The 22,438-nt window shown below is 67.4% G+C and carries 19 protein-coding genes and 1 tRNA gene; 12 read left to right on the top strand and 8 right to left on the bottom strand.

Translation table 11 applies throughout. The features are described from left to right. Positions 1 to 30 precede the first annotated feature (30 nt). From B0I32_RS22040 to B0I32_RS22030, 3 genes are all read left to right on the top strand, one after another. Positions 31 to 420: a PPOX class F420-dependent oxidoreductase gene (locus B0I32_RS22040; RefSeq protein ID WP_106242371.1), complete on the top strand. Its 390-nt coding sequence runs from the start codon at positions 31 to 33 to the stop codon at positions 418 to 420. Between the two features lie 203 nt (positions 421 to 623). Next, positions 624 to 1,736, top strand: coding sequence for a sensor histidine kinase (locus tag B0I32_RS22035; RefSeq protein WP_219911954.1), 1,113 nt, complete (start codon positions 624 to 626; stop codon positions 1,734 to 1,736). A gap of 77 nt (positions 1,737 to 1,813) precedes the next feature. Continuing rightward, the gene (locus tag B0I32_RS22030) at positions 1,814 to 2,464 is read left to right on the top strand and encodes a response regulator transcription factor (protein WP_106242781.1); all 651 of its coding nucleotides are present in this window, start codon (positions 1,814 to 1,816) and stop codon (positions 2,462 to 2,464) included. Between the two features lie 34 nt (positions 2,465 to 2,498). Here the strand turns inward: B0I32_RS22030 and secY are convergent, their stop codons facing one another. Continuing rightward, positions 2,499 to 3,788, bottom strand: a complete 1,290-nt coding sequence (gene secY, locus B0I32_RS22025) for a preprotein translocase subunit SecY (protein ID WP_106242369.1) — start codon at positions 3,786 to 3,788, stop codon at positions 2,499 to 2,501. Positions 3,789 to 3,921: 133 nt separating this feature from the next. Here secY and B0I32_RS22020 point away from each other — a divergent pair, with 133 nt between their 5' ends. Next, a complete protein-coding gene (locus tag B0I32_RS22020) occupies positions 3,922 to 4,515 on the top strand; it encodes a P-loop nucleotide/nucleoside kinase family protein (protein WP_245955953.1) in 594 nt (197 codons plus the stop codon). On the opposite strand, the gene B0I32_RS22015 is transcribed toward B0I32_RS22020, so the two are convergent. The 3 genes from B0I32_RS22015 to B0I32_RS22005 all read right to left on the bottom strand — a co-directional run bounded on the left by B0I32_RS22015 (position 4,512) and on the right by B0I32_RS22005 (position 5,840). After that, positions 4,512 to 5,291, bottom strand: a complete 780-nt coding sequence (locus B0I32_RS22015) for a putative hydro-lyase (protein ID WP_219911952.1) — start codon at positions 5,289 to 5,291, stop codon at positions 4,512 to 4,514. The genes B0I32_RS22020 and B0I32_RS22015 overlap by 4 nt on opposite strands. Before the next feature lie 88 nt (positions 5,292 to 5,379). Then, the gene (locus tag B0I32_RS22010; protein WP_106242364.1) at positions 5,380 to 5,619 is read right to left on the bottom strand and encodes a hypothetical protein; all 240 of its coding nucleotides are present in this window, start codon (positions 5,617 to 5,619) and stop codon (positions 5,380 to 5,382) included. Beyond that, positions 5,616 to 5,840, bottom strand: coding sequence for a DUF6158 family protein (locus B0I32_RS22005; RefSeq protein ID WP_106242362.1), 225 nt, complete (start codon positions 5,838 to 5,840; stop codon positions 5,616 to 5,618). Before B0I32_RS22005 ends, B0I32_RS22010 begins: the two co-directional genes overlap by 4 nt. 96 nt (positions 5,841 to 5,936) lie before the next feature. Here B0I32_RS22005 and B0I32_RS22000 point away from each other — a divergent pair, with 96 nt between their 5' ends. The 6 genes from B0I32_RS22000 to B0I32_RS21980 all read left to right on the top strand — a co-directional run bounded on the left by B0I32_RS22000 (position 5,937) and on the right by B0I32_RS21980 (position 16,665). Continuing rightward, positions 5,937 to 6,869, top strand: coding sequence for a LysR family transcriptional regulator (locus B0I32_RS22000; protein ID WP_106242360.1), 933 nt, complete (start codon positions 5,937 to 5,939; stop codon positions 6,867 to 6,869). Positions 6,870 to 7,074: 205 nt separating this feature from the next. Then, positions 7,075 to 7,148: transfer RNA gene (locus tag B0I32_RS21995), tRNA-Ile, on the top strand. 224 nt (positions 7,149 to 7,372) lie between these two features. Next, a complete protein-coding gene (locus tag B0I32_RS58925; RefSeq protein WP_219911951.1) occupies positions 7,373 to 7,738 on the top strand; it encodes a hypothetical protein in 366 nt (121 codons plus the stop codon). A gap of 60 nt (positions 7,739 to 7,798) precedes the next feature. Then, positions 7,799 to 8,437, top strand: a complete 639-nt coding sequence (locus B0I32_RS58920) for an integrase core domain-containing protein (RefSeq protein ID WP_219911950.1) — start codon at positions 7,799 to 7,801, stop codon at positions 8,435 to 8,437. 596 nt (positions 8,438 to 9,033) lie between these two features. Continuing rightward, positions 9,034 to 15,942, top strand: coding sequence for a DNRLRE domain-containing protein (locus B0I32_RS21985; protein WP_181307652.1), 6,909 nt, complete (start codon positions 9,034 to 9,036; stop codon positions 15,940 to 15,942). Positions 15,943 to 16,062: 120 nt separating this feature from the next. Beyond that, entirely contained in the window at positions 16,063 to 16,665 is a 603-nt protein-coding gene (locus B0I32_RS21980) for a hypothetical protein (protein WP_106242354.1), read from the top strand. A gap of 924 nt (positions 16,666 to 17,589) precedes the next feature. Here B0I32_RS21980 and B0I32_RS21975 read toward each other — a convergent pair. Further along, positions 17,590 to 18,528 carry an integrase core domain-containing protein gene (locus B0I32_RS21975; RefSeq protein ID WP_245955969.1) on the bottom strand — a complete coding sequence of 313 codons (939 nt, stop codon included), beginning with the start codon at positions 18,526 to 18,528 and terminating at the stop codon, positions 17,590 to 17,592. A 332-nt stretch (positions 18,529 to 18,860) separates the two neighbouring features. Here B0I32_RS21975 and B0I32_RS21970 point away from each other — a divergent pair, with 332 nt between their 5' ends. Continuing rightward, complete coding sequence (locus B0I32_RS21970) at positions 18,861 to 19,475, top strand: hypothetical protein (RefSeq protein ID WP_106242350.1); 615 nt, start codon at positions 18,861 to 18,863, stop codon at positions 19,473 to 19,475. Here the strand turns inward: B0I32_RS21970 and B0I32_RS21965 are convergent. Continuing rightward, complete coding sequence (locus B0I32_RS21965; RefSeq protein ID WP_146178265.1) at positions 19,422 to 19,865, bottom strand: hypothetical protein; 444 nt, start codon at positions 19,863 to 19,865, stop codon at positions 19,422 to 19,424. The genes B0I32_RS21970 and B0I32_RS21965 overlap by 54 nt on opposite strands. A gap of 312 nt (positions 19,866 to 20,177) precedes the next feature. On the opposite strand from B0I32_RS21965, the gene B0I32_RS56590 reads away from it, so the two are divergent. Then, complete coding sequence (locus B0I32_RS56590; protein WP_146178264.1) at positions 20,178 to 20,654, top strand: hypothetical protein; 477 nt, start codon at positions 20,178 to 20,180, stop codon at positions 20,652 to 20,654. 182 nt (positions 20,655 to 20,836) lie between these two features. Here the strand turns inward: B0I32_RS56590 and B0I32_RS21955 are convergent, their stop codons facing one another. Together B0I32_RS21955 and B0I32_RS21950 are read right to left on the bottom strand one after the other, a co-directional pair. Then, the gene (locus B0I32_RS21955; RefSeq protein ID WP_106242341.1) at positions 20,837 to 21,670 is read right to left on the bottom strand and encodes a class I SAM-dependent methyltransferase; all 834 of its coding nucleotides are present in this window, start codon (positions 21,668 to 21,670) and stop codon (positions 20,837 to 20,839) included. Next, positions 21,667 to 22,428 (bottom strand): class I SAM-dependent methyltransferase, encoded by a 762-nt coding sequence (locus B0I32_RS21950; protein ID WP_181307650.1) that lies wholly within the window; start codon positions 22,426 to 22,428, stop codon positions 21,667 to 21,669. Before B0I32_RS21950 ends, B0I32_RS21955 begins: the two co-directional genes overlap by 4 nt. Positions 22,429 to 22,438: the final 10 nt, after the last annotated feature.

The raw sequence follows: 22,438 nt of genomic DNA, 5'->3' as shown, positions 1-22,438 counted from the left end.
CACTTAGGTCAAGGTTGCAGACTGAGCCGCATGACCTTCACAGCCACAGAACTCGACTACCTCGCCACCCAGCGGCTCGGCCGCCTGGCCACGGTGACGCCCGGCGGTCAGACGCAGAACAACCCGGTGGGCTTCTTCCTGGACGCCGGGAGCGGCACGATCGTCATCGGCGGGCACGCCATGGGGAAGTCGAGGAAGTTCAGGAACGTCCAGCAGGGCAGCACGGTCGCGCTCGTGGTGGACGACCTGGCCTCCGTCGACCCGTGGGTGGCGCGGGGCATCGAGATCCGCGGGACGGCGGTGGCGCTGACGGACGCCGAGCCGCCGGTCCCGTTCTTCTCCCGGGAGATCATCCGCATCACCCCGACCAAGATCATCTCCTGGGGGCTGGACGGGCCTCGGGAGAGCCGCACGGTGTGAAAGCTCGCTAGGATCGGGACTACACGAGCCTGAGTCGGGGCCGCAGGAGCCTGAGCGGGTGGGGGATGGCGACCGAGGAGACGCGAGAAGACGCGCACCCGCGCCGGCCCCTCACCGCCCGGCTCCGCCTCCGCCGCTCCACCACCCTCCCGGGCCTGCGCCCACGCCGGTCATCCACCGACTCATCCACGGCCTCGCCCGCCGTGAGCTCACACCGACCCCCCAACGACCCGCCGGCTCCGCGCCCGCGCCGGTCATCCGCCGCGCTGGGCCTGAGCCGGCTGGGCGACGTTCCGGTCGTGGTGATGCTGGCGTGGGCCGGATGGCTGGCGGTGCCGTGGTCGTTCAGCGGCCTCGCCCAGGCCCGCGCGGCCGCCGCGGCCGCCGCCGCGAACACCGAACCACCCCGCCTCCACGCGTCAACCGCCACCACTGACGCGGACCCGCCACGCCTCCACTCCGCCGCCACGGACGCCGAGCCGTCCCACCTCCGCCCCCGCGCCACCGCCACGGACGCCGAGTCACCGCGCCTCCATCCCCCGGCGGCGGCGACCGCGCACCACCCGGCGCTCGCTGAGCCGTCACGGGCGGCATGGGGTGTCCCGGCCGTCCACAAATCCCCCTTTGGAACCATTCGCCCGGGGCAGCCCAGCGCCGTCCCGCGCGACGACAACGCGAGGCTGCTCCCGTCCCGGCCGGATGATGCGTCGACCCAGGCGGACATGGTGGCGCTGGAGCGGGCCAGGATCGCCGGCGAGGTGCATGACGTGGCCGGACACGGTCTGGCCGCCATCGCCATGCAGGCCGGAATCGCGCTCGTCGTCCTCGACGAGGACCCCGAACAGGCCAGAGCCTCGCTCCAGGCGATCAGACAGACCAGCACGACGGCACTCGCCCAGTTGCGAGCCGCCCTCGACGGCATCGACCCGCCGGACGGCGACCTGACCGCACTCATCGACGGCGTCCGCGCGGCGGGGCTACCGGTGGACGTCGAACCCGCCACCCTCACCGAACCCACCGCCCGTACCGTGCCCGACCACCTCCGGGAGACCGTCTACCGGGTGGTACGCGAGTCGCTCACCAACGTGCTGCGCCACGCCGGCCCGACCAGAGCCCTCGTCCGCGCGACCGGGGACGGGCAGGAGTTCGTACTGGAGGTGGCCGACCGGGGCGCCGGACACACGGACGCCACCGAAGGGCGCGGGCTGGCGGGCATGCGCGCCCGCGTCACCGAAGCAGGCGGCCACCTCACGACCGGCGCCAGGGAAGGCGGCGGCTTCCAGGTCATAGCCAGGTTCCCGCAGGTGAGGACATGACCTACGCCGACGACACCACCCAGCAGACGAGGGAGGGCGCGACCGGCACCGGCGACGCCCGGCAGGCGGGTGAGGGCGTGATCAGGGTCGCCGTCGCCGACGATCAGGCGGTCGTGCGGATGGGGCTGCGAGCGCTGCTGGAGCGGGAGCCGGGCATGGAGTACGCCGGGGAGGCCGGCGACGGGCAGGCGGCGCTCACGCTGCTGCGCCGGGCCAGGCCCGACGTCCTGCTGCTCGACATCCGCATGCCGGGCATGGACGGCCTGGCCGCCCTGCGGGCCATCGCCGCCGACCCCGATCTGCGCAGCACCAGGATCGTCGTGGTGACGACGTTCGCCGTGGACGAGTACGTCTTCGCCGCCCTCCAGGCCGGAGCCAGCGGCTTCCTGCTGAAGGACAGCGACCCCGCGGAGCTGGTCAACGCCGTACGCGTGGTGGCCGCCGGCGAGGCGCTGCTGTCACCGGCGATCACGCGGAAGGTGATCGGCCTGTTCGGCCGGGCCGGCGCGGAGCCGGTCGAAGGGCTGGAGACGCTGACGCCCCGGGAGCGGGAGATGGTGGCGTGGGTGGCCACCGGCCGTTCGAACGACGAGATCGCCGCCGAGCTGACGATCAGCCCCGACACCGTACGCACCCACGTCAGCCGCGCCCAGGTGAAACTGCACGCCAGGGACCGCGCCCAGCTCGTGGTGTTCGCCATCCGAGCCGGCCTCGCCCTCCCCACCTGACCCCCGCCCCCGACACCACTCGACCCACGGGTGGCTATTTCAGGAAACCCTCGTAGTTGCGCTGCTGAAGCTGGGATTCGATCTGCTTCACCGTGTCCAGCCCCACCCCCACCATGATCAGCACACTCGTCCCGCCGAACGGAAAGTTCTGCTGCGTCCCCGGATCCCGCAGGATCGCGAACGCCACCAGCGGCAGCAGCGCCAGCACCCCCAGATACACCGCCCCGGGCGCGGTCAACCGCGACAGCACGTACGCCAGGTACTCGGCCGTCGGCCGCCCGGGCCGGATCCCCGGCACGAATCCCCCGTACCGGCGGATGTTGTCGGCCACCTCCACCGGGTTGAACGTGATCGCGACGTAGAAGTAGGCGAACGCCGCGATGAGCAGCACGTACACCGTCATGTAGAGCGGATGCGACCCCGCGGTCAGGTTGAGCTCCACCCACGCCCGCGCCTCGGGCCCGAGCAGCGGCGCGGCGAGCGTCGGCAGGTACAGCAGGGACGAGGTGAAGATGACCGGCACGATCCCCGCCTGGTTCACCTTCATCGGGATGTACGTGCCCCGCCCCCCGTACATCCGCCGCCCCACCATCCGCTTGGCGTAACTGACCGGGACCCGCCGCTGCGCCTGCTCGACGAAGACCACGGCCGCCACCAGGACCAGCCCGGACAGCATCATGACCACGAAGCTGAACGGGCTGAGCACGAAGATCTTCGACATGTACGCCGGAAAGACGGCCACGACCTGGGTGAACATCAGCAGGGACATGCCGTTCCCGATCCCGCGCTCGGTGATCAGCTCGCCCAGCCACATGACCGCGCAGGTCCCGGCCACCATGGTCACCACGATTACCGCCACGGCGAGCAGCCCGTCGTCGCGCAGCAGCGGCCGGGAGCAGCCGGGCAGGAGCTGCCCCGCGCGGGCCAGCGTGACGACCGTGCCGGCGTTGAGCAGGGCCAGGCCGACGGTCAGGTAGCGGGTGTACTCGGTGATCTTGGCCTGCCCGCGCGAGCCCTCCTTCCTGAGCGCGTCCAGGCGGGGCACCACGACGGCGAGGAGCTGCATGACGATGCTGGCCGTGATGTACGGCATGACGCCCAGCGCGAACACCGACAGGTGCAGCATGGCGCCCCCGCTGAGCAGCTGCACCATGTCGAACAGGCCGCCGGAGGCCGACCCCGCGCACTCACGCACGGCCACCACGTCGACGCCCGGCGCGGGCATCACCTGCCCCAGCCGGAACAGCCCGATGAGTGCGAGCGTGAACAGCAGTTTCCCGCGCAGTTCCGGCACCCGGAACGCCCTGGTCAAGACGGTCAGCATGAGCAAGGAGTCTGGCCGCCGCGACGCCGGGGGTCGTCCGCCGGAACGAGGCACCGGCGTACGCAGATCCGCGTACCCCGCAGGAGGCGGCGCCGCGTACCCCGATCCGCGCGGCCCAAGCTACGGTGATCGCGTGAGCACTGTGTGGGTGATCAGCGGGCCGCCGGGCGCGGGCAAGTCCACGGTCGCGGCCGAGCTGCTCGCCCGCCTGTCCCCCGTACCGGCCCTGCTCGACAAGGACACCGTCTACGGCGGCCTGGTGGCGGAGGTGCTGCGCGCGCACGGCCGTCCGGACGGCGAACGCGAGGGCCCCTGGTACGACGAGCACGTCAAACAGCACGAATACGACGGGCTGACCGCGATCGCCCGTCAGATCCGCGGCCACGGCTGCCCGGTCGCGCTGGACGGCCCGTTCACCACGCAGGTGCACGACGCGGCCCGGTGGGCGCGGTGGGTGGCGGAGCTGGGCGGGCCGCCGGTCCGGCTGCTGTGGGTCCGCTCGGACGGCCCGACGCTGCGCGAACGCCTGACGGCCAGGGGGCTGAGCAGGGACGCGGGCAAACTGGCCGCGTTCGAGGACTATCTGCGCGCCATCCGGGTGGACGAACCGCCGGTCGTACCGCACCTGGAGATCGACAACCGGCCAGGCGCACCGGCGATCGCCCGCCAGCTCACGGCGGCGGGCATACCGCTTACGAGCACCTCGAACAGCCGAATAGCCGACTAAATCACCAGAAAGTCATCGTTACGAGCATCGGTGATCGCCATGTGCCCCGGCAGATGCCCGATCGCGTACTCGACCCCGCTGGCCAGCACCGCAGCCTGCGGCGTCACCCCGCACGCCCAGAACAGCGGCACCTCCCCCGCCCGTACCTCCACCGGATCGCCGTAGTCCGGCTTGCTCAGATCGCGGATCCCGATCGCGGCCGGATCACCCGCGTGGACGGGCGCGCCGTGCACCATCGGATAGCGCCCGCTCACCTCGACCGCGGTCGGCACCAGCGCCTCGGGCACCGGCCGCATCGACACGACCAGCGGCCCCGACAGGCTGCCGGTCGCCTCGCAGGGCAGGCTGGTGACGTACATCGGCACGTTCGTCCCCGCCTCCAGATGCCGCACCGGCACCCCCGCCGCGAGCAGCGCCCGCTCGAAGGTGAAGCTGCAGCCGATGAGGAACGGCACCAGGTCCTCGCGCCACTCCGCCACCACGTCGCCGAGGTCGGCCACCGCCGCGCCGTCCCGGTAGAGGCGGTAGCCGGGCAGGTCGGTACGCAGGTCGCCGGAGAACAGGCCGGTGGACCAGGCCCCCGGCTCCCCCACGTCGAGCACTGGGCACGCCTGGGGGTTGCGATGGGCGAACAGCAGCAGCTCGTACCGCAGCCGCTTCGGCACGGCGATGAGGTTGGCCTGCGCGTAGCCCCGGCACCAGCCGGCGGTGGGCACCCGCTCACCACCGCGGAAGCGCTCCCGCGCCTGCGCCGGGCTCAGTTCGGCGACGTCCACCTTCTGACATTAAGAGCACAGCGTGCGCCGGTCCACCACCCGGCAGCGGGTCGCACGCCCGTCTTGACGCGGTCCTTCCGCGTAGGCCCTAGTAGTCGACCTCGAACGTGTGCTGCCCGAGCGCGTACCCGTCGCCCCGCGGCACCACGTACCCATGCCCGACCAGTCGTTCGAGACTCTCCCTGACCTCCTCCTCCGTCAGCCCGCAGGCCCGGACCACCGCGCCGAGCCCCGTGCCGCCGGACTCCACCGTCTGCGACGCCACGGCCTCGTAGACGTGGATGTCCACGTCCGACAGCGCCTGCACGTCGTGACCCTCGGCCATCATCGCTGCCTCGCTCCCTCCCTCAGCCGCGCGGGGTCGACCTCGCGATCCGGTACGCGGCGCAGGTATTCGGCTTCGAGCTCGTTCGTCCGCGACGTGTGGTGGGCGAGCGCGTCGTCCGAGCCGTGGAAAAAGGTGTCGCTCCGCGTGGCGTGCAACTGGCGCAGCTCGCGCAGCAGATCATCGTCGCTGAGCTGGGCCGGATCTATTCCCATCGTCGTCATGGGCTCCCCCTACCCCAGGAAGCTCCAAACAATATCTGTCACATTTCCTGACATAGAGGCATTGTCTGTAAGACAACGCCGCCTTACCTTCCCGTTATGGACCTCGAGCTCAGGCACCTCAGGATCGTCCGCGCGGTCGCGGACGCGGGAAGTGTGAGCAAGGCCGCGTCCCTGCTCGGGCTGGCACAACCGGCCCTGACCGCGCAGCTCAAGCGCATCGAGAGGCTGCTCGGCGGCACCCTCTTCGAACGCGACCGCCACGGCGCCAGGCCCACCCGCCTCGGCGAACTCGTGCTCGCCAGGGCACGTGTGCTCCTTCCCGCGGCCAAGGAGCTGCAGGACGAAGCCGTACGCTTCGCACACACCCCCTCGCCCGGATTCCGCATAGGCGCCACCAACGGGCCGATACTCGGCGGCCTCGTCGACCGGCTCGCCACGGAACGCAAGGTCAGCACGTACACCTCCTGGTCGGCCCGCGAACTGAACGGCATGGTCGAACTCGGCCGGCTCGACTACGTACTGACCGGGGCCTGCGGCGACTCCGGCACCCCCACCGGCACCCTGCTGTGGGAGACGATCAGCCTCGACCCGGTCTTCTGCCTGGTCCGGGACGCCCATCCGGTGGCCAAGGAGAAGGAGGTCGAACTGGCGGACCTCGCCGACGAACAGTGGGCGGTGACGCCGGGCGACGGCTGCTTCGCCGACTGCTTCGCGATGGCCTGCGCACGGTCCGGCTTCACCCCCGGCACCATCTACGAAACGGACGTACCCACCTGCGTCCACCTCGCCCAGGTCGGCCGCGCCGTCGTCCTCTGCCAGGCCACCCACCAGGCGGCCCAGGGCCTCACCATGATCCCCCTCGCCGGCGCCCCGCTCCGCTGGCGCCAGCTCCTCGGCCGCCACCCCACCGCCCCCGAAGCCGCCTGGGTCGTGGCCCAGGCCAAACAGGCCCACATGGACGCCGTACGCCGCAGCCCGGTCTACTCGGACTGGCTGGTCCGCAACCCCGGCTACGGCACCGCCCCCTGAACCGCGGCGAGTGCGAGCCGCGCCCCCGTACTCGCCGCCCCTCCCCCGCCTGAGATCGCCTCCCGCTCCACCGACGGCGGCAGACGTGGAATGATGTCGGCGGAGACCCTTCTCCCATCCAGCGGGCACCGCTATCGCATCCGATGCTCTAGCCTTAGCTTGCGCGGGGTGGCATGATCCTCTCGTCGTCGTACAACTCAATCCAGGGGCGGTAGCTCAGCCGGTCAGAGCATCGGACTCATAATCCGTGGGTCGTGGGTTCAAGTCCCACCCGCCCTACTCTCTTTTCCGGCTCCTACCTGCGGTTTCCTTGATCTGCTCGGCGTACCACCGCAGCGCGAGACCGTTTGGGAGACCGAGGGGGGACCGCCAGTTTCGGATGTTCCCCCAACCGCCACTCTGCACGGCACCAACCCACGCCCTGTGGGTGCCGAATATTGCGTCACAGGGGCTGATCTGGGGTTTTGCTGTGCTCGATGGCTCGGCTCCGGCAGGATCGCAGGATGGCTCTGCGGCTGTTGTACTTGATCGTGTTACGGGTATTCGGGTGGATCGCACTGCTCGCCCGATCGCAGGCGTCCAAGGACGCAGAAATTTTGGTATTGCGGCATCAGCTGGGTGTGCTCCGCCGCCAGATGGCCGTTCCCCGGCCGTCGTGGGCGGACCGGGCGATCCTTTCTGCGCTGGCGCGACTCCTTCCCCGACGCCGCCGATGTCATCTGTTCGTGACACCGCGGACGCTCCTGCGCTGGCACGCCGATCTGGTGAAGCGACGCTGGACCTACCCCAGGCATGGGCCGGGACGGCCACGGATCCGCCCTACCATCCATGCCCTGGTGCTGCGCTTGGCCGCCGAGAATCCGGGCTGAGGTTATCGGCGCATCGCCGGGCAGATCGCCGGCCTGGGTCGGAAGGTGTCCCCGGCCACCGTGTGGGCAATCTTGAAGAGGGCCGGCGTCGATCCAGCGCCCCGGCGCAGCGGTCCGACCTGGGCGCAGTTCCTCAAAGCGCAGGCGTCCGGGATCCTTGCCTGCGACTTCTTCAGCGTGGAGACGGTCATGCTCGCGCGGCTGTACTGCTTCGCTGTGGTCGAGCACGCCAACCGGCGGGTGCACGTGCTGGGGGTCACGGCGCACCCGACCGCTGGCTGGGTCGCCCAGCAAGCCCGCAACCTGATACTCGACCTGGGCGATCGGATCGGTGACTTCCGATTCTTGATCAGGGATCGGGACGGGAAGTTCACCGCTCTGTTCGATGAGGTGGTCAGGGCCGAGGGCATCCGCGTGGTGCTCACTGCACCTCAGGCTCCTCGGATGAACGCGATCATGGAGCGCTGGGTCGGCAGCGTACGGCGCGAGTTACTCGACCGGATCCTCGTCATGAACGAACGCCACCTGCGTAAGGTCCTTGCCGAGTACGAGACCTACTTCAATAGGCATCGTCCGCACCGGGCCCTGCAGCAGGCCAGCCCGCTGCGAGCGCTACCCGATCCGGTCGACGCCGATATCAAGGTCACTCGACGAGACCGGCTCGGTGGCCTCCTGCATGAGTACGCCCAGGTCGCGTGAGGCGACACAATATCCGGCACCCACACGGCGGTATTCGAGGCACGCCGCGTCGCCGAACCTTGCCCGCGATAGGCTGGGCAGTGCCAGCGACGGCGGTCTCCACCGCGAGCTGGACCAGCACCACACCGCGGTCCCGCGCCCACGATCCGCCCGGCTGGGCGAACCGGCCCCGGCAGACCTGGTCCGATCAGCGCACCCGCGCAGCCCCCTCGCGTGCGATAAGTCCTCATGCCATCCCCGCGTACAGACAAGCACTATTCCCACGCCGGGGCATTCATCCGGAAGGCGAGTCCGCTCTCTACGATCTCGTGATCTAGCAATTCACTCATCGCAGGTTGGAAGCCCCTGCTTCAGTTATAGATCTTCAGGCGCAAATCCCGGCCGAACAGCCGGGGTAGATGGCCAAGCCGGCGAGGACCACATCCACGCTTTCCTCGGGCAACAGAGTGGCCTCGATCATGCCCGTGAGGAACTCAGCGTTGGTCGCACCTCCCTCGGCCGAATGCCACCGTCCCGTTATCGAAAAGGATCTTTACACAAGCTGGGGCGCATGTCATGATCACTGCGTTTTGTCCAATTTGTTACGAAAGGTGCGAGTGAAGACTTCGTCAACGTCGTCCGGCTTATCCGCCCGGACGCGCCGCCGCGCTGCGCTGATCACGGCAATGATGCTGCCGCTCTCGCTGATGAGCGCACCCGCGATCGCCCACAGCATCACGTCACCCCCCACTACCCGAACGACGTCGCCGAGCGCCCCCATCACGCCCACCAGTAAGGCGCTGGAGCAGGCCAAGAAGGACAATCGGCGCGTCGAAATTGAATCAATGCGCTCAGAGAGCGCCACCTTCTACGCCAACCCGGACGGCAAGACGGTCCGGATGGAGCTCAGCACTCAGCCGACCCGTGTCAAGAACGCCAATGGCAAGGGCTTCACACCGGTTGACACCACCCTCGTCGAAGCGGACGGCGTCATCAAGCCCAAGGCCGCGCACGGTGGTCTGGTCCTGTCCGCTGGCCAGAACAAGACCCTGCTCAAGAGCCAGGCGGCCAACGCCACGGCGAAGATCACTACGCCATCGGTGCTGCCCGAGCCCCGACTGGAGGGCAACACCGCCACCTATCCCGACGCCTACGGCGAGGGCCGCGATCTGCTGGTAACTGCGAACGTAAGCGGGTTCCAGCAGCAGATCACCATCGCCGAACGACCGACCGGTCCGGTCTCCTTCCGAGTTCCGGTGGATCTGCCCGAAGGGCTGTCGTTCAAGACGAACGCCGCCGGCAGACCTGAGATCGTGGGCAAGGACGGCAAGACACTCACCGAAGTGCGGCCGACTCTGTTGCAGGACGCCAAGGCTGCCGACACGGGCGCACCGCTCGACGCAGGCAGGGTCGGTAAGGCGGCCGTCACGCTTGCCGATGACGGCAAGACCCTGGTGTTCACGCCGGACGCCGCTTTCCTGGCTGACCCGGCGACGGCATATCCGGTGACGGTGACCGCCGCGGTGTCAGACTGGTACGAGGGCCACACCGGCAAGGCCGGCGGCATGGACACCTGGATCAACGACTATGACTACCAGGATAGTTGGGACACCTTCTACCAGACCCAAATTGTGGTCGGAAAGTCCTACGCCAGCAGCATCGCGAAGCGCTGGCGCGGCTACCTGAAGTTCCCGGATATTCCCGCCGAATTCGCAGGCAGCAAGGTCGAAAACGCCGACTTGCAGCTGTGGAACTACCAGTCCAACGAGTGCGGCGTATCGGTCGGCTCCGGCATCACCGCGCGGCAGATCACCTCCTACTGGGAGGACACGAGGCTGCTCTGGAACAGTCAGCCATCCGTCATCAGCACGGGTGCGGACACCGAGTTCGGCGCCTACAGCGAAGACTGCACCGGCTCCATGAACTACGCCTGGGACCTGACCCACACCCTCAACGACATCGTGCAGGCATGGGTCGACGGTGCCACCAACTACGGCATTCAGCTCACCGCCGGCAACGAATCCGAACTGCGCAACTGGCGACGCTACACCTCAGAGGACGCCGGCGGCTGCATGACACCACCGCTGGAAGACTGTAAGGGGCAACTCCACCCGCCCATCCTCACCGTGGACTTCGAGATGGAAGGCCCCGTCGAAGAAGTCGTCATGCTGACCGGCACGCAGCTGACGAATCTTCCCGAGTACGAAGACGCCATCGCCATGTCGATGTATCAGCCACTCACGAGCAACGAGGACATCACCATCTCTAATGAGGTGGCCTCCCGTATCGCCGCGCAGCGTGATGGTCAGGGATACCAGGTCGATGCGAGCAAACTCGACTTCGACGAGAGCGGCATCGGAGGTACAGGCGACGGCGAGGATACCGGCGCCCCGCGGGTGATCGCGGTCGAGCCGGAAGACGGTGCGGTCGACGTGCCGTTGGACCCCTTGGTGAAGGTCACCTTCTCGGAGCCTGTCGGCGAGGCCCAGGTGATCGTCAAGGACGCCTCAGGCACGCAGGTGACAGGAACGCTGGCGTACGACAGTACGGAAACGGTGCTGACCTTCGAGCCTGAGCAGGCGCTGAAAGCGGGAACCGCGTACACCGTCGAGCTTTCGGGCGCGATGGACTCGTGGGAAAACATCATGGCCCCGTACACGTGGTCCTTCACCACGCTCAAGCAATCGGCGGCTCAATGGACGTTCGACGAGGGAGACGGCCGTACGGCTGCCGACTCTTCCGGGAATGATCACGACGCGAGTCTGAACGACACGGCGGCGTGGATCGCTGGCAAGAGTGGGAGCGCGATCTCCAACGTGCCGTCGCAGGCGCGCATCGCCGCCTCCCGGACGGCCGCCAAGCAAGGCAAGGCTGTCGAGATCACCGACGAGACAACCGCTACCAGCATCACGTACGCCCAGCCCGACGGGAAGACGTTCAAGACCGAGGTCACGGCCGGTCCGGTACGGACCAAGCAGGGCAGCGGATGGACGCCGATCGACACCACCCTGGCCGAGCAGGGCGGCAAGCTGCGGCCCAAGGCCCTCGTGGAGGGCGCGATCGTGGAGATCTCCGTCGGCGGCACGGATCCGTTCGTGAAGATGGCCGCCGACGGGAAGTCGTACGCGCTGCGCTGGCCGACACCGCTGCCCAAGCCGACTGTGAAGGGCAGTGTCGCCACCTACACCGACGCCGCCGGTGTGGGGGCGGACCTGGTGGTGACGGCGCTGCCGACCGGGTTCCGGCACGAGGTGGTGCTCCGCCAGCGGCCCGCCAAGCAGGTGGAGCTGCGGATCGGCGTCGAAGACGAGGGCCTGACCCTGACCGAGGGCAAGGGCGGCCGACTGCTGCTGAAGGGCAAAGACAAGAAGCTGGTCGCCGCGGGGACGCGGCCGACCGTGGTGGACGGCAGCGGTGAGAACCGCCCTGCGATGGCCAAGCGCGGCAAGGTCGGCGGCGACGTGGTCACCAAGGACGGCCGCACTGAACTGGTGGTCAAGCCGGACCAGAAGTTCCTGGCCGACGACACCACCACCTACCCGGTGCGAGTGGCCTCAGTGGTGGCGCTGCCGGTCGGTGCCGACGTGGAGGTCAACACCTTCGACACGGACTATCCCGCCTACTCCGACAACGAGTACCTGATGGCCGGCACCATGTCGGACGGGTCGAAGTACCGTACACACCTGCAATTCGACACTATTGGCCTGCAGGGCGGCACGGTCACCGACGCCACCCTGTCGATGAACACCGTCGACGCCCACAACTGCGGTGCCGCGCTGGCCCGCGGTATCCAGGTCGCCCGCCTGACCAGCGGCTGGGACCAGGACGACATGTACTGGGACACCAAGCCCACGCTTACCACGGAGGATGCCTCCACCAACTTCAAGGGCGTCAACGCCGACTGCGACGTCTGGCCGGACAGCATGGAGTGGAACGTCACCGGCATCGCTCAGGACTGGGCCGCCGGCGCCACCAACCACGGCCTGGTGCTCAAGTCGCCCGGCGAGGCGAACGTCGAGAACTACCGGATGTTCACCTCCTCGGAATACCTCGACACCGACGGCTACCCGCCCATGCTGACCATCACCACCAGCGGACCCGCCTCCGAGCCCGCTGTCTCCGCCCCGGCCATCACCCCGGCGCACACAGTGGACGGCGTCACGGTGACCACCTCACTCACTCCGCAACTGGCCGCCATTGTCACCGACACCATCGGTGGCAACCTCACCGGCGAGTTCGAGGTCGAGCACGACCCGGCCGCCACCGGCCAGGGCAGCGGCCAGATCTGGGCGGGCGCCTCAGCAGAGGTCGCGTCTGGCGAGCAAGTCACCGTGGGCGTGCCCGCGGCCATGCTGACCGACGGTTGGAAGATCCGCTGGCGGGTTCGCGCGGCCAACGCCGCCGCATCGTCCGTCTCAGGATGGTCGAACTGGCAGACGGCCACCGTGGACGTGCCGAACCCGACTCTGGGCGCTTTCCAGGTCATCCCCTCCCAGGTGGTGGACGGCATCACGGTGGCCACGAGCCTGACCCCGGCTGTGCACGCCACAGTCACCGACCCGGCCGCACAGCCGCTGCGGGCCGAGTTCGAGTTTGAACACGATCCGGCCGCAACCGGGCAGGGCGTCGGCCAGATCTGGACCGGCGCTGTGGACAACGTCGCCTCCGGCAGCCAAGCGTCGGCGATCGTCCCTACCGGGAAGCTGATCGATGGGTGGAAAGTGCGCTGGCGAGCCCGCGCCCTCAACACCACAACTACAGTCGGCTCGCCATGGTCAGACTGGCAGAACCTGACGGTGGACGTGCCGGACCCAGTCTCCGAACCGGCCGTCGGCGCGTTGCAGGTCACCCCGTCCGAGCAGGTGAACGGCACCACCGTCAGCTCCACCCGCACCCCGTCGCTGCTGGCCCAGGTAAATGACCCAGCAGGCAAGCCGCTGCGGGCCGAGGCCGAGATCGAGCACGACCCGGCCGCCCCCGACGGCCAGGGCAGCGGCCAGATCTGGGCAGGCGGCGCCGACAATGTCCCGGCCGGCACGCAGGCGAGCATAACCGTCCCGGCGGATGAACTGGCCGACGGGTGGAAGGTACGCTGGCGTGCCCGCGCTGTCTCCACCTCAGCCGCCTCGGCCTGGTCGGATTGGCAGTCCTTCACCATCAGCCTGCCCAAGCCCACCGCCACTGGCTTGGCCGTCACTCCGTCCAAGGTGGTCGACGGGGTGACGGTGACCACCAAGCTGACCCCCACGCTGCGGGCCACCCTCACCCATCCGACCGGCCAGGCGCTGCGGGCCGAGGCCGAGATCGAGCACGACCCGGCCGCTCCCGACGGCCAGGGTAGCGGTCAGATCTGGGCGGGCGCTGTGGACGACGTCGCCTCGGGCACTGAGGCGAGCATCACCGTCCCAGGGAACTCGCTCACCGACGGGTGGAAGGTGCGCTGGCGGCTGCGCGTGACCGCCGGCGACGTCTCCTCAGCCTGGTCGGACTGGCAGCCGATCACTGTGGATGTCACCCAGCCCGGCGAGGAGCCCCTGGCACAGACCGACGGACCGGTGATTCGCACCGACGAGAGCTTTACCGCCGCCGCCTGGCTGCGCTGGAGCGACAAGGACGGCGATTTCACCGTCCTTGAGCAGCGGGGGGCCCACCAGGCGCCGTTCCGGCTGGGCAACACCGCTGACCAGGGACTGGTGTTCACCTTCACCGGCACAGACGCCGTCGACGCGCCGGTCGAGGGTGTGCTGTCCGGAGTCGAAGCACCGGTCAACGACTGGTTCCATCTGACCGGCGTATACGACGCGACGACCAAGACCGCCGCGCTGTACCTGAATGGAGTCCTGGTCAAGTCGGAGTCACTCTCGGCGTCCCCGTGGCATGCCGACTCTGCGATGACCGTGGGCACCCGGATGCAGGGCGACCTCGACGAGGTGCACCTTTATCAGAGGTCACTGACGGCCGACGATGTGGCTGCTCTCTTCGCCCGCATGGACGCTGTGAATGAGAGCTCTTCAGCGCAACTCGCACCGCCCAATACAGCCACACCGAAGGCCGGCACCGCCGTCTCCAACTTCGACAATGACCACATATCACTGGAGAACTGCTACAAAACACCTCCTGCTTACGGCAAGCCTGAGATGGCCCGTATCCAGGAGCACCCGTACGCGTCCTGCTGGTCGGCCTACTACGCGATCGGCGCGTACGCGGATGATGACGACAGCACCAAGAAGCTCAAGAGGGGCGCGAAGATCCCGGTGGTCCGCATCGCGGCAGAACTGGCGGACATAGCGGTCGATTCTCTGACCGATGACATGATCTTCTCGTTCCGCGCCACTTGGGTCCTACACAGTTACCTGGGCAACGCTGCCGGCGATGGGGTTGTCGGCGGCGACAGCACCACGAAGCCCCAGCATGTCAAAGCCTTCGTACGGCTCCAGGAGTTCGGGGTCTTCCAAGACGGTGTGAGGCAGACCCGATTCGACCGAGGGCTCCAGCAGATGAACATCGGCTTCGACCTCACTGTGTCGTCATCGACTTCTTCCCGGTGCGAGGTCGACGGGAACAGCGATCACCTCAAGTCGATCTCGAGCTGGGAGTCGACGAGTCATGTCACCGTCATGGTCCGGGGCTATGCCGGGGCGGACAAGAAGAACGCGGTGTGCACCATCAAGCCGCTCATCACATCGATCGGGGGCGTCGGCTACATAGGACGTCTATGGTCACAGGATGTTCTCGATCGGGAGGGAAAGCGCGTCGGCGTCTATCGGAACGGGGACCCGCCCCCCGCGGTCAGCACCGTGTGGGCTCCTAACTTCCGCTGTGACTGGCAGACGCTGGGGAAGTCCGACAACGCCAACGACGGTGTCCCTGACCACACCGGAGGATGTATCAACACCCGAGCCAATCGGGTCTGGACCATGTCCAAGAAGGCGAGTCCCAATTTCGTCGACGTCATCGAGCACATCGAAGACGCGATGGACCCCTCCGAGAACATCAAGACCTACCCGCCCTTGCGGCAGGGTGACACCACGGCATCGCGAGACCCCGAATATCCGCCGGCGAAAGAAAAGGCAGGCACCCTGCTGTCGAAGGCAATTCCCGGCAACTGGGAGGCGGCGCCGAACACGCCGGCAGGCAAGCCACTGCACCGAGGCACTGCGAAGGACGAAGAAGACAACCGCGCAATTTTCTCCAAGCATCAGTTCTGGTCCGACTACGGCGACCCCGACAAGCAGAAGTTCTGGCGCGCATCAAGGACGACCAACTACTGCAAATACTATGAATACGATGAGAAGTTCAAGGACAACTACACCGGCGTCTACGACTGCGACGAGTATCCGTACGCGACCACCAAGCAAGGAGCGGCGAAGGACAGGTTGAATTACTCAGTGCGGGGCATCGACCTCCACCAGAACCGCAGCCACGGCGGCCATCTAACAAGCTTCTACGCCCAGTATCGCCTCACGCCTGACGAGGTCGGCGACAATGCGGAGGACAGTCCGTTCTGGATGATGGTCGTGGATTAGCCGGATGTAATCCGCCGCTGTGCACTGTATATTGATGTGTGGTTGCCGGGCTACGGGTCCGGCAACCACACGTTCCCTTCCTCAAATACCTGCCAAGTTGGCGGAGAATGCGATGGCGACATGACCGGGCTGCTGCCCACGGAGAATCAATGGAATCTCCTGCAGGAATTTGGGCTGAGCAGTTGGTTCGTCGGGATGTGGATCGAGGGCGACGACAAAGAGGAGTTGGCACGGCTGCTGCGGGTGGACCCTCGTTCGCGCTTGGAGTGCGGCTTCGCCGAAGCGATGACCAGACACATGCTCTCCATGGACGACCAGATCATCTGGATGGGTCCCCATGCGCCCGGTTGGACACATGTCCTCTGGCTCAGCGCCTTTCATACGACTGCGGAGGCGAAAGCGCTCAGCTCTGGAGGACGACGGCTGCTCACCGTGTTCTACAACGGAGGGCTGGGTGAGCTCGACCATCTGTACCTCTATCAGGACGGTGCGCTCGTCAATGAAATCGATCCGCCCTACACCGGTGGCGCATCGGTCAGCGTACCCGAGTATGAAATATATGCGGAAGGACTTGAACTGGACCTCGACATGTCCAGCACACAGGAACTCCACTCCCTTCTCTGCATGGCCGGGCGGATCACCGGACGTTTTCTCGATCGAGAGTGGTTCTCCTCAAATCGGGATCTTTACCAGATCCCTCGAGATGCCTGGAGTACGGCCTGAGCTTTGGGTCATCTGGAGCTGTGGTGCCAAATCTCCGCGCCCTTGATTCTATCGGATAATGTAGCGCTCAAGAATCACGCGTAGCTTTCACCTCGATTCTTCAGTCGACGGCGTTCCGTGAGCGTGCGCCTCCCGAAAATTACGTCCATGCACGTCAGGCAGACCATGCATCACATCCGAGGTCCGCTGCGAGCCATCCTGCCTGTGGACGCAAATGACCAGGTGATGGCTGCTCGGTGGTTGCTCGCACACGTTCGGTCCGCCGCAAAGTTCGAGCTCACCACGCAAAGCCTGGCCCCATACAGCCGCGCCGAGATGGGAACAAATGGCACATAGTGCCGACAGTCAAGAACGCATGGTTGCTCGATGGTTGCTCGCGTGTACGCGATACAGCACGGCACGCGTTGGCACAGACCGACACGACGACAGGGATAATTGCGGCCACGGCAATACAAAACAACACTCGGTGGCACTGAGCGACATCGACCGAGGATTCTCATAATCCGTGGGTCGTGGGTTCAAGTCCCACCCGCCCTACTCTTCAATACCGCGTTCGACCTGGCGTTTCTCGGTTTTTGCCGGCCTCGGATCGCGTTGTTGATCATGGCTGGTTGCTCGGTGGTTGCTCTTGTGTACGGACTGTGTAGCGCGATAGATCATTTAGACCGTCAGCTCAGACTCTGAAGATCACCATGCGAAGATCAAGCCGGAAGATCCGCCCAGCATCCTTGGTCAATGGGACCTCATGCCCGGTCAGCCTCGTCCGAGTCGGCTCACCTCTCCGACCAGGCCTTTTGTGAGCAGCAGATAAAAGATCCCCTGCCTATCGCTGCGATCAACTCGACCTGTTCACCGCGCAGGCCGTGCCGACCTGTGGGGCTCAATAATAGGATTCGACGTCTGGCCTACTGGTTCTTGGTGGTGTCAGATGGCGATCCGGTACTCGTTGATGAGGCCACCGAGAATGGTTCTGCGGTGGACGCGATGGCTGGCCAGGTCGACTGGCGATGGCGGTCCGGCTTCAGCTTGGGATGGGCTCAACTGCCCGATACCGCGGTGGGGCCGGGCACTGTTGTAACGCTCCAGGTATCTGGTGAGAGTCCGGCGTAGGCGTTGCTCGTTGAGGATGAGCGTGCGGTCGAGGAGTTCGCGGCGTAGGGTGCCGATCATTCTCTCGCAGTGCGCGTTGGCTTTCGGGGCTTGTGGCGGGCTCTTGAGGACGTGCAGGCCCGCGTCGGCGAAGACCGTGTTGAAGGCATCGGTGAACTGGCCAGCACGGTCGCGGATCAGGAACTTGATGTTCGTCGTGTCGGTGTCCATAAGGAAGTTGCGGGCGGCCTGGGTCGTCCATTCGCCCGTGGGGTTGGCGGTGACACCGAGCAGGTGGGCGCGGCGGCTGCGGTGTTTGAACAGGACCAGGGCGTAGATGCGTTTGAGGTTGATGGCGTCGACGTGGAGGAAGTCGACGGCGACGATGTGCTCGGCCTGGGCGGCCAGGAACTGCTTCCAGGTTGGCCCGCTGCGGCGCGGGGCGGGGTCGATCCCGGTCTGGTTCAGGATGTTCCACGAAGCGGCAATCTTGTGACCGAGGCGGGTCAGTTCGCCGTGGATCCGCCTGTGGCCCCAAGTGGGGTTGTCGGCGGCCATGCGCAGCGCCGGGGCCCTGACCGCAGCCGCGGTGGGCGGCCTCCCGGGACGGCGCCGCCAGCCACAGGCGATCGGCCGGCTCACAGCGCACCCGTGGGATTGACGGCGCGGAACCGCGTTCTCGTGCCTGAGCACCAGCAATTCCGCCTCTTTGGAGACGTCACTGCGAAACAACAGCGCGGGCAGAGACAGCAGACGTCGAGTGACGGCGTACACCGTGGTCAAGAGCACGAACGATGATCCCAGGCAATCCGAACACCAGTCGCCCACTGTCCCAGGAACGCCCGCCCCGGCCAGGCGATGAACCCCGGCGCTGGCGACGAATCGTGTTCTTGAGCCCCACAGCGTCGAGAGCCCGTTCGAGCCCACCACCAGCAGCTCCGCACCGGCCGAGCGCCGTCCACTGGACCGCGGCGATTGCGAGCGCCGGCGGCTTGTGCCACAGGACCTCCGGGGTCGGCACCGGTGACAGGGCCATCCCCTCGACCCCGGCACGGAGTCGCGCCGAACGGCGTCCACCTTCAGTAGAACGTTTGGGAGTCGTCGCGGTGTCGCTGCTGCACGGATTGTCGTGGCCGGCGGCGACCGCCAGGATGACAGACCACTTCTTCGGGCAGCTCGCGGAGATCTACGACCCGGTCCACGACCCCACGGTCGAGGAGCCGATACGTGAACCCGTGCGAGCCGTCGTCCGGGGATACGCGAGACTGTCGGAGGGCGTCCTCGCGGAACATGCTGCGGCGCTGATTCTCGTAGGCGGGCTGAGGGCGCTGCGGAAGATGGCGGAGAACATCCGCACCGGGAAACTGACCCCCTCGGACCGGCCCGTTGCCATCGAACAGTACTTCACCATGCAATTGGGAGCGGTCAAGAGCATGCTCGCGGAAGGGCATCCCATCCTGCCGCTGGTCGCCGAGCTGTCCGCGATGCTCGGCGACGGCAGGCTCGCGTCGAGCGAGGCGCAAGAGGACGCACTCCTGGTGGCACAGGCGCTGGAAGACAAATACCAACCGGGGCCCTGGCAAGGAGGGGCCGCCTACGCTGCTCCGAACTTCACCGGCATCAGGGTCACCGTCGCGATCGAGAAGGGTCGCCGCCTGGAGAGGCGTTCACCCTCGGGGAAGGAGCCACACCAGAAGCATGACGACGGTCAACGCCCCTAATGAGGCGAACGAGAGAAACAGCGCCCGGTGCAGGAACGGTATGGCGCGGGGGGCGTAGCTGCGAGTCTCGGCGTACCACTTCAGCAGGTCTTCGCCCTCGACGGAGACCATGCGCGGCCATCCGTAGGCGGCCCGGTAGCCAAGCGTCACCGCGCCGGCGGCGGCTCCGACGGCGGTCAGCAACGCGATCGCCACCAGCCACTTCTGTGCTTTGCCGAGCCCGTTCAGCGCGTCCTTGGCGGTCGCGATGCCGGCGAGCGAGAAAAGACCGAAGATCGCCGTGTTCGCTCCCAGCCATTTCTCCGCCGTGCTCTCGACCCAGCTGTTCTGCGCCGCCAGGGCTTCCTCGAGCGCGGAAGCGGCCAGGCGCAATCGTTGATCGCGCTCCACCGCCTATTTGTACGTGCCATCCTCCTGGAGGGTCAGTCGGGCCACCCACCAGCGGCCACATCCCCACCTGATGCCGCTGGGCCGTTCATGTGTGTCCAGGCAGTTGCATCTGACGGACTCGCGGAGCGTCGCCGGCAGGGTCCCTCTGGCCGTCGCGGGCACGGCTCCTTGAGCCACCTCTCCCCGCAGGGGGTAGTCGCACGCGTCATGGCAGTGCGGGGCACAGACCCGACAGAGTGGGAAGAAAGTCGCCTGACTCGGCACAGATAGCTTGAGACGTCACTGTCCTCTTCCTCCCTCCCTGGAGGTGACATGGATCCACGCATCGTCGCGAACCCGGAGACCTCGACCGCCACCCGCGCAGGGCGGGTGCCCGCAGTGCCGGATTCGAGGAACCTGGCGCGCCTCGGCGGCGAGCGGGCCGATTTCTCCACGGTCACCGGGTCGGCGCCGCAGGTGGAACGGCTCGTCACGCAGTGGCCGAACATCAGCCGCGCCATCGGACTGCACGGCAGCGCTCCCCTGCGCCTCGTGCCGCTCTCACTCATCGGGGCCGATCACGACGGTGAGGTGATCCGTGTCGCCGTGATCGAGCACCATCCCGACGACGGTCCCGAACCAGCGCCGCCTCAACGACATCGGCCTGCTCGGGGCGGGCTTTTCGCCAGAACGCGACCACGCCCTCGCGCGCCGGCTGCCAGGCGTCGGTGGCCATCGCTGTCACCAGCGCGGTACCCGCGGCCACCACGATCGGATCCGTACTGCCCCCTCACAATCGACGTACAGTGACCGAACCGCAGATAGCTCCACCGGTCCGCTCAGCGGAACCGCGCGAATCGCTCACAGCCGGCCGGCGTTCACCCGGGGGATCGTGGACGACCATGGACCCGTTTCTTTCATCCAGACACCATGCGTGATCGCAGTGTCCATCGACGTGGTCGCCACATGAAGAAGGTGCGTGCCGCCGGTGGTCAGCGGCGGACGGTGACGAGCCAGTGGGCGCCGGGGATGCGCACGCCGTTCGAGCCCTCGTACGGGCGCAGGGCATCGATGAGGATGTCGTGGGCGGTGGCGCGCGTCAGACCGCCGGGCTGTTCCAGCACGGCCAGGACCGGACCGCTGCCGAGGTAGTTCTCGGCCGCGGCCTGGGCGTCCGTGCCGAAGTCCATCGGCGCGTCCAGCGGTCGCAGCGTCACCTCGGAGAAACCGGCCCTCGTCAGCACGTTCGTGGTGTGCGCGGGGTCGGCGAGGGAGAACATCCCCGACTCTGGGAGGGGTGCGGTGCCCAGCCTCCGGTGCAGCGCCGAGAGCGGCACGACGTACCAGTCGTTGTCGGCCATGTTCCGGGGGCAGATGAAGACGAGGCGGCCGCCGGGCCGCAGGGCGCGGCCGATGTTGGCGAATGCCGCGATGGGGTCGGCGAAGAACATGATGCCGAACCGGCTGATCGCCACCTGGTACTGACCGGCGGCGAAGGGGTGCACCTGCGCGTCGCCCTCTTCGAAGGCGACGTTGCCTATGCCCGCCGCCTCGGCGGCGGTTCGGGCCTGCTGGAGCATGATGGCCGACAGGTCGATGCCCATGGCATGGCCGTGCCGCGCCTGCCGGGCGGCGAGCCGGGTGGTCTCGCCAGTACCGCAGCCGATGTCGAGAACGTGGTCGTCCGGCTGGATGTTCGCGGCGGTGAGCAGCGGGGTGGTGAGTTCGACGTTGAAGCTGCTGTCCGCTGTGTTGTCCTTGGCCCAGTGGGCGCCTTCTGAGCCGTTCCACGCGGCGGCCTGCTCGGTGTTCACGATGTTCGTCATGCTCGGTCCTCTCGGTTCGCGGGGTGGGCGAGCAGGCGAAGTCCGACGGCGGCCAGGTCGCCGCGGGTGATCCGGAGCTGCTCGATCTGCTGGAGTGAGGTGAAGAGCCGGCCGGCGGTGTCGTCGTCGAGCTTGTCGGCAAGGTAGTGGTGCAGGTAGGGGACGCGTACGAGCTCGCGGATCTCGAAGGCCGCACGGATCGCGTCCACCATGGTGTCGCCTGAGTGCAGTTGGTGCTCGTCGCGATGCTGGTTCACCCATTCCGCGTGGGGGTCTTCCACGGCGGCGCCGTGCTCCGGCAACGCGGTCAGGCCGGTCCCGGCCAGTACTGCGCCGATGTCGTAGAACCACGACGCGGTGGCGCGGTCGGCGCGTTCCCAGGCGAACTCGTCGACGATCAGGACTCCGCCCGGAGCCAGCAGCGCTCGTGCCCGCTCGACTGCTTCCGCCAGCCGGGCGGTGTGGTGCAGCGACAGGGAGAACACGATCGCGTCGAACGCGCGGTCGTCGTAGTCGGCGATGTCGGACTCGATCGCGGCGACGCCGAGAGCGGTTGTCGCGGCGACGGCTTCGGGGTCGATGTCGACTGCGGCCACCGCGTAGCCGGCGCGGGCGAGCGCGAGCGCGAGGTGGCCGCGCCCGCAGCCCGCGTCGAGGACGCGCGCCGGTGCGGGCGGCAGCCACTCGGTCAGGTAGGCCAGTCGGTCTGCGACGGCAGGTACGGTCTCGCGGGCCGCTGTGCTGGTAGTGGGGGTCACCGTTTCAGGG

This window comes from Nonomuraea fuscirosea (genome assembly GCF_003001935.1).
Classification (GTDB): domain Bacteria; phylum Actinomycetota; class Actinomycetes; order Streptosporangiales; family Streptosporangiaceae; genus Nonomuraea; species Nonomuraea fuscirosea.
Note: the sequence above shows the minus strand (reverse complement) of the source record. Positions and strands in the feature narration are given on the sequence as shown.

What these genes read in the sequence shown, in the direction of transcription:
- B0I32_RS22010 (WP_106242364.1), bottom strand. Translation starts at nt 5,619, where the DNA reads ATGATGGCCGAGGGTCACGACGTGCAGGCGCTGTCGGACGTGGACATC.
- B0I32_RS22005 (WP_106242362.1), bottom strand. Translation starts at nt 5,840, where the DNA reads ATGACGACGATGGGAATAGATCCGGCCCAGCTCAGCGACGATGATCTG.
- B0I32_RS58925 (WP_219911951.1), top strand. Translation starts at nt 7,373, where the DNA reads ATGGCTCTGCGGCTGTTGTACTTGATCGTGTTACGGGTATTCGGGTGG.
- B0I32_RS21955 (WP_106242341.1), bottom strand. Translation starts at nt 21,670, where the DNA reads ATGACGAACATCGTGAACACCGAGCAGGCCGCCGCGTGGAACGGCTCA.
- B0I32_RS22040 (WP_106242371.1), top strand. Translation starts at nt 31, where the DNA reads ATGACCTTCACAGCCACAGAACTCGACTACCTCGCCACCCAGCGGCTC.
- B0I32_RS22000 (WP_106242360.1), top strand. Translation starts at nt 5,937, where the DNA reads ATGGACCTCGAGCTCAGGCACCTCAGGATCGTCCGCGCGGTCGCGGAC.
- B0I32_RS21980 (WP_106242354.1), top strand. Translation starts at nt 16,063, where the DNA reads ATGACCGGGCTGCTGCCCACGGAGAATCAATGGAATCTCCTGCAGGAA.
- B0I32_RS56590 (WP_146178264.1), top strand. Translation starts at nt 20,178, where the DNA reads ATGGATCCACGCATCGTCGCGAACCCGGAGACCTCGACCGCCACCCGC.
- secY (WP_106242369.1), bottom strand. Translation starts at nt 3,788, where the DNA reads ATGCTGACCGTCTTGACCAGGGCGTTCCGGGTGCCGGAACTGCGCGGG.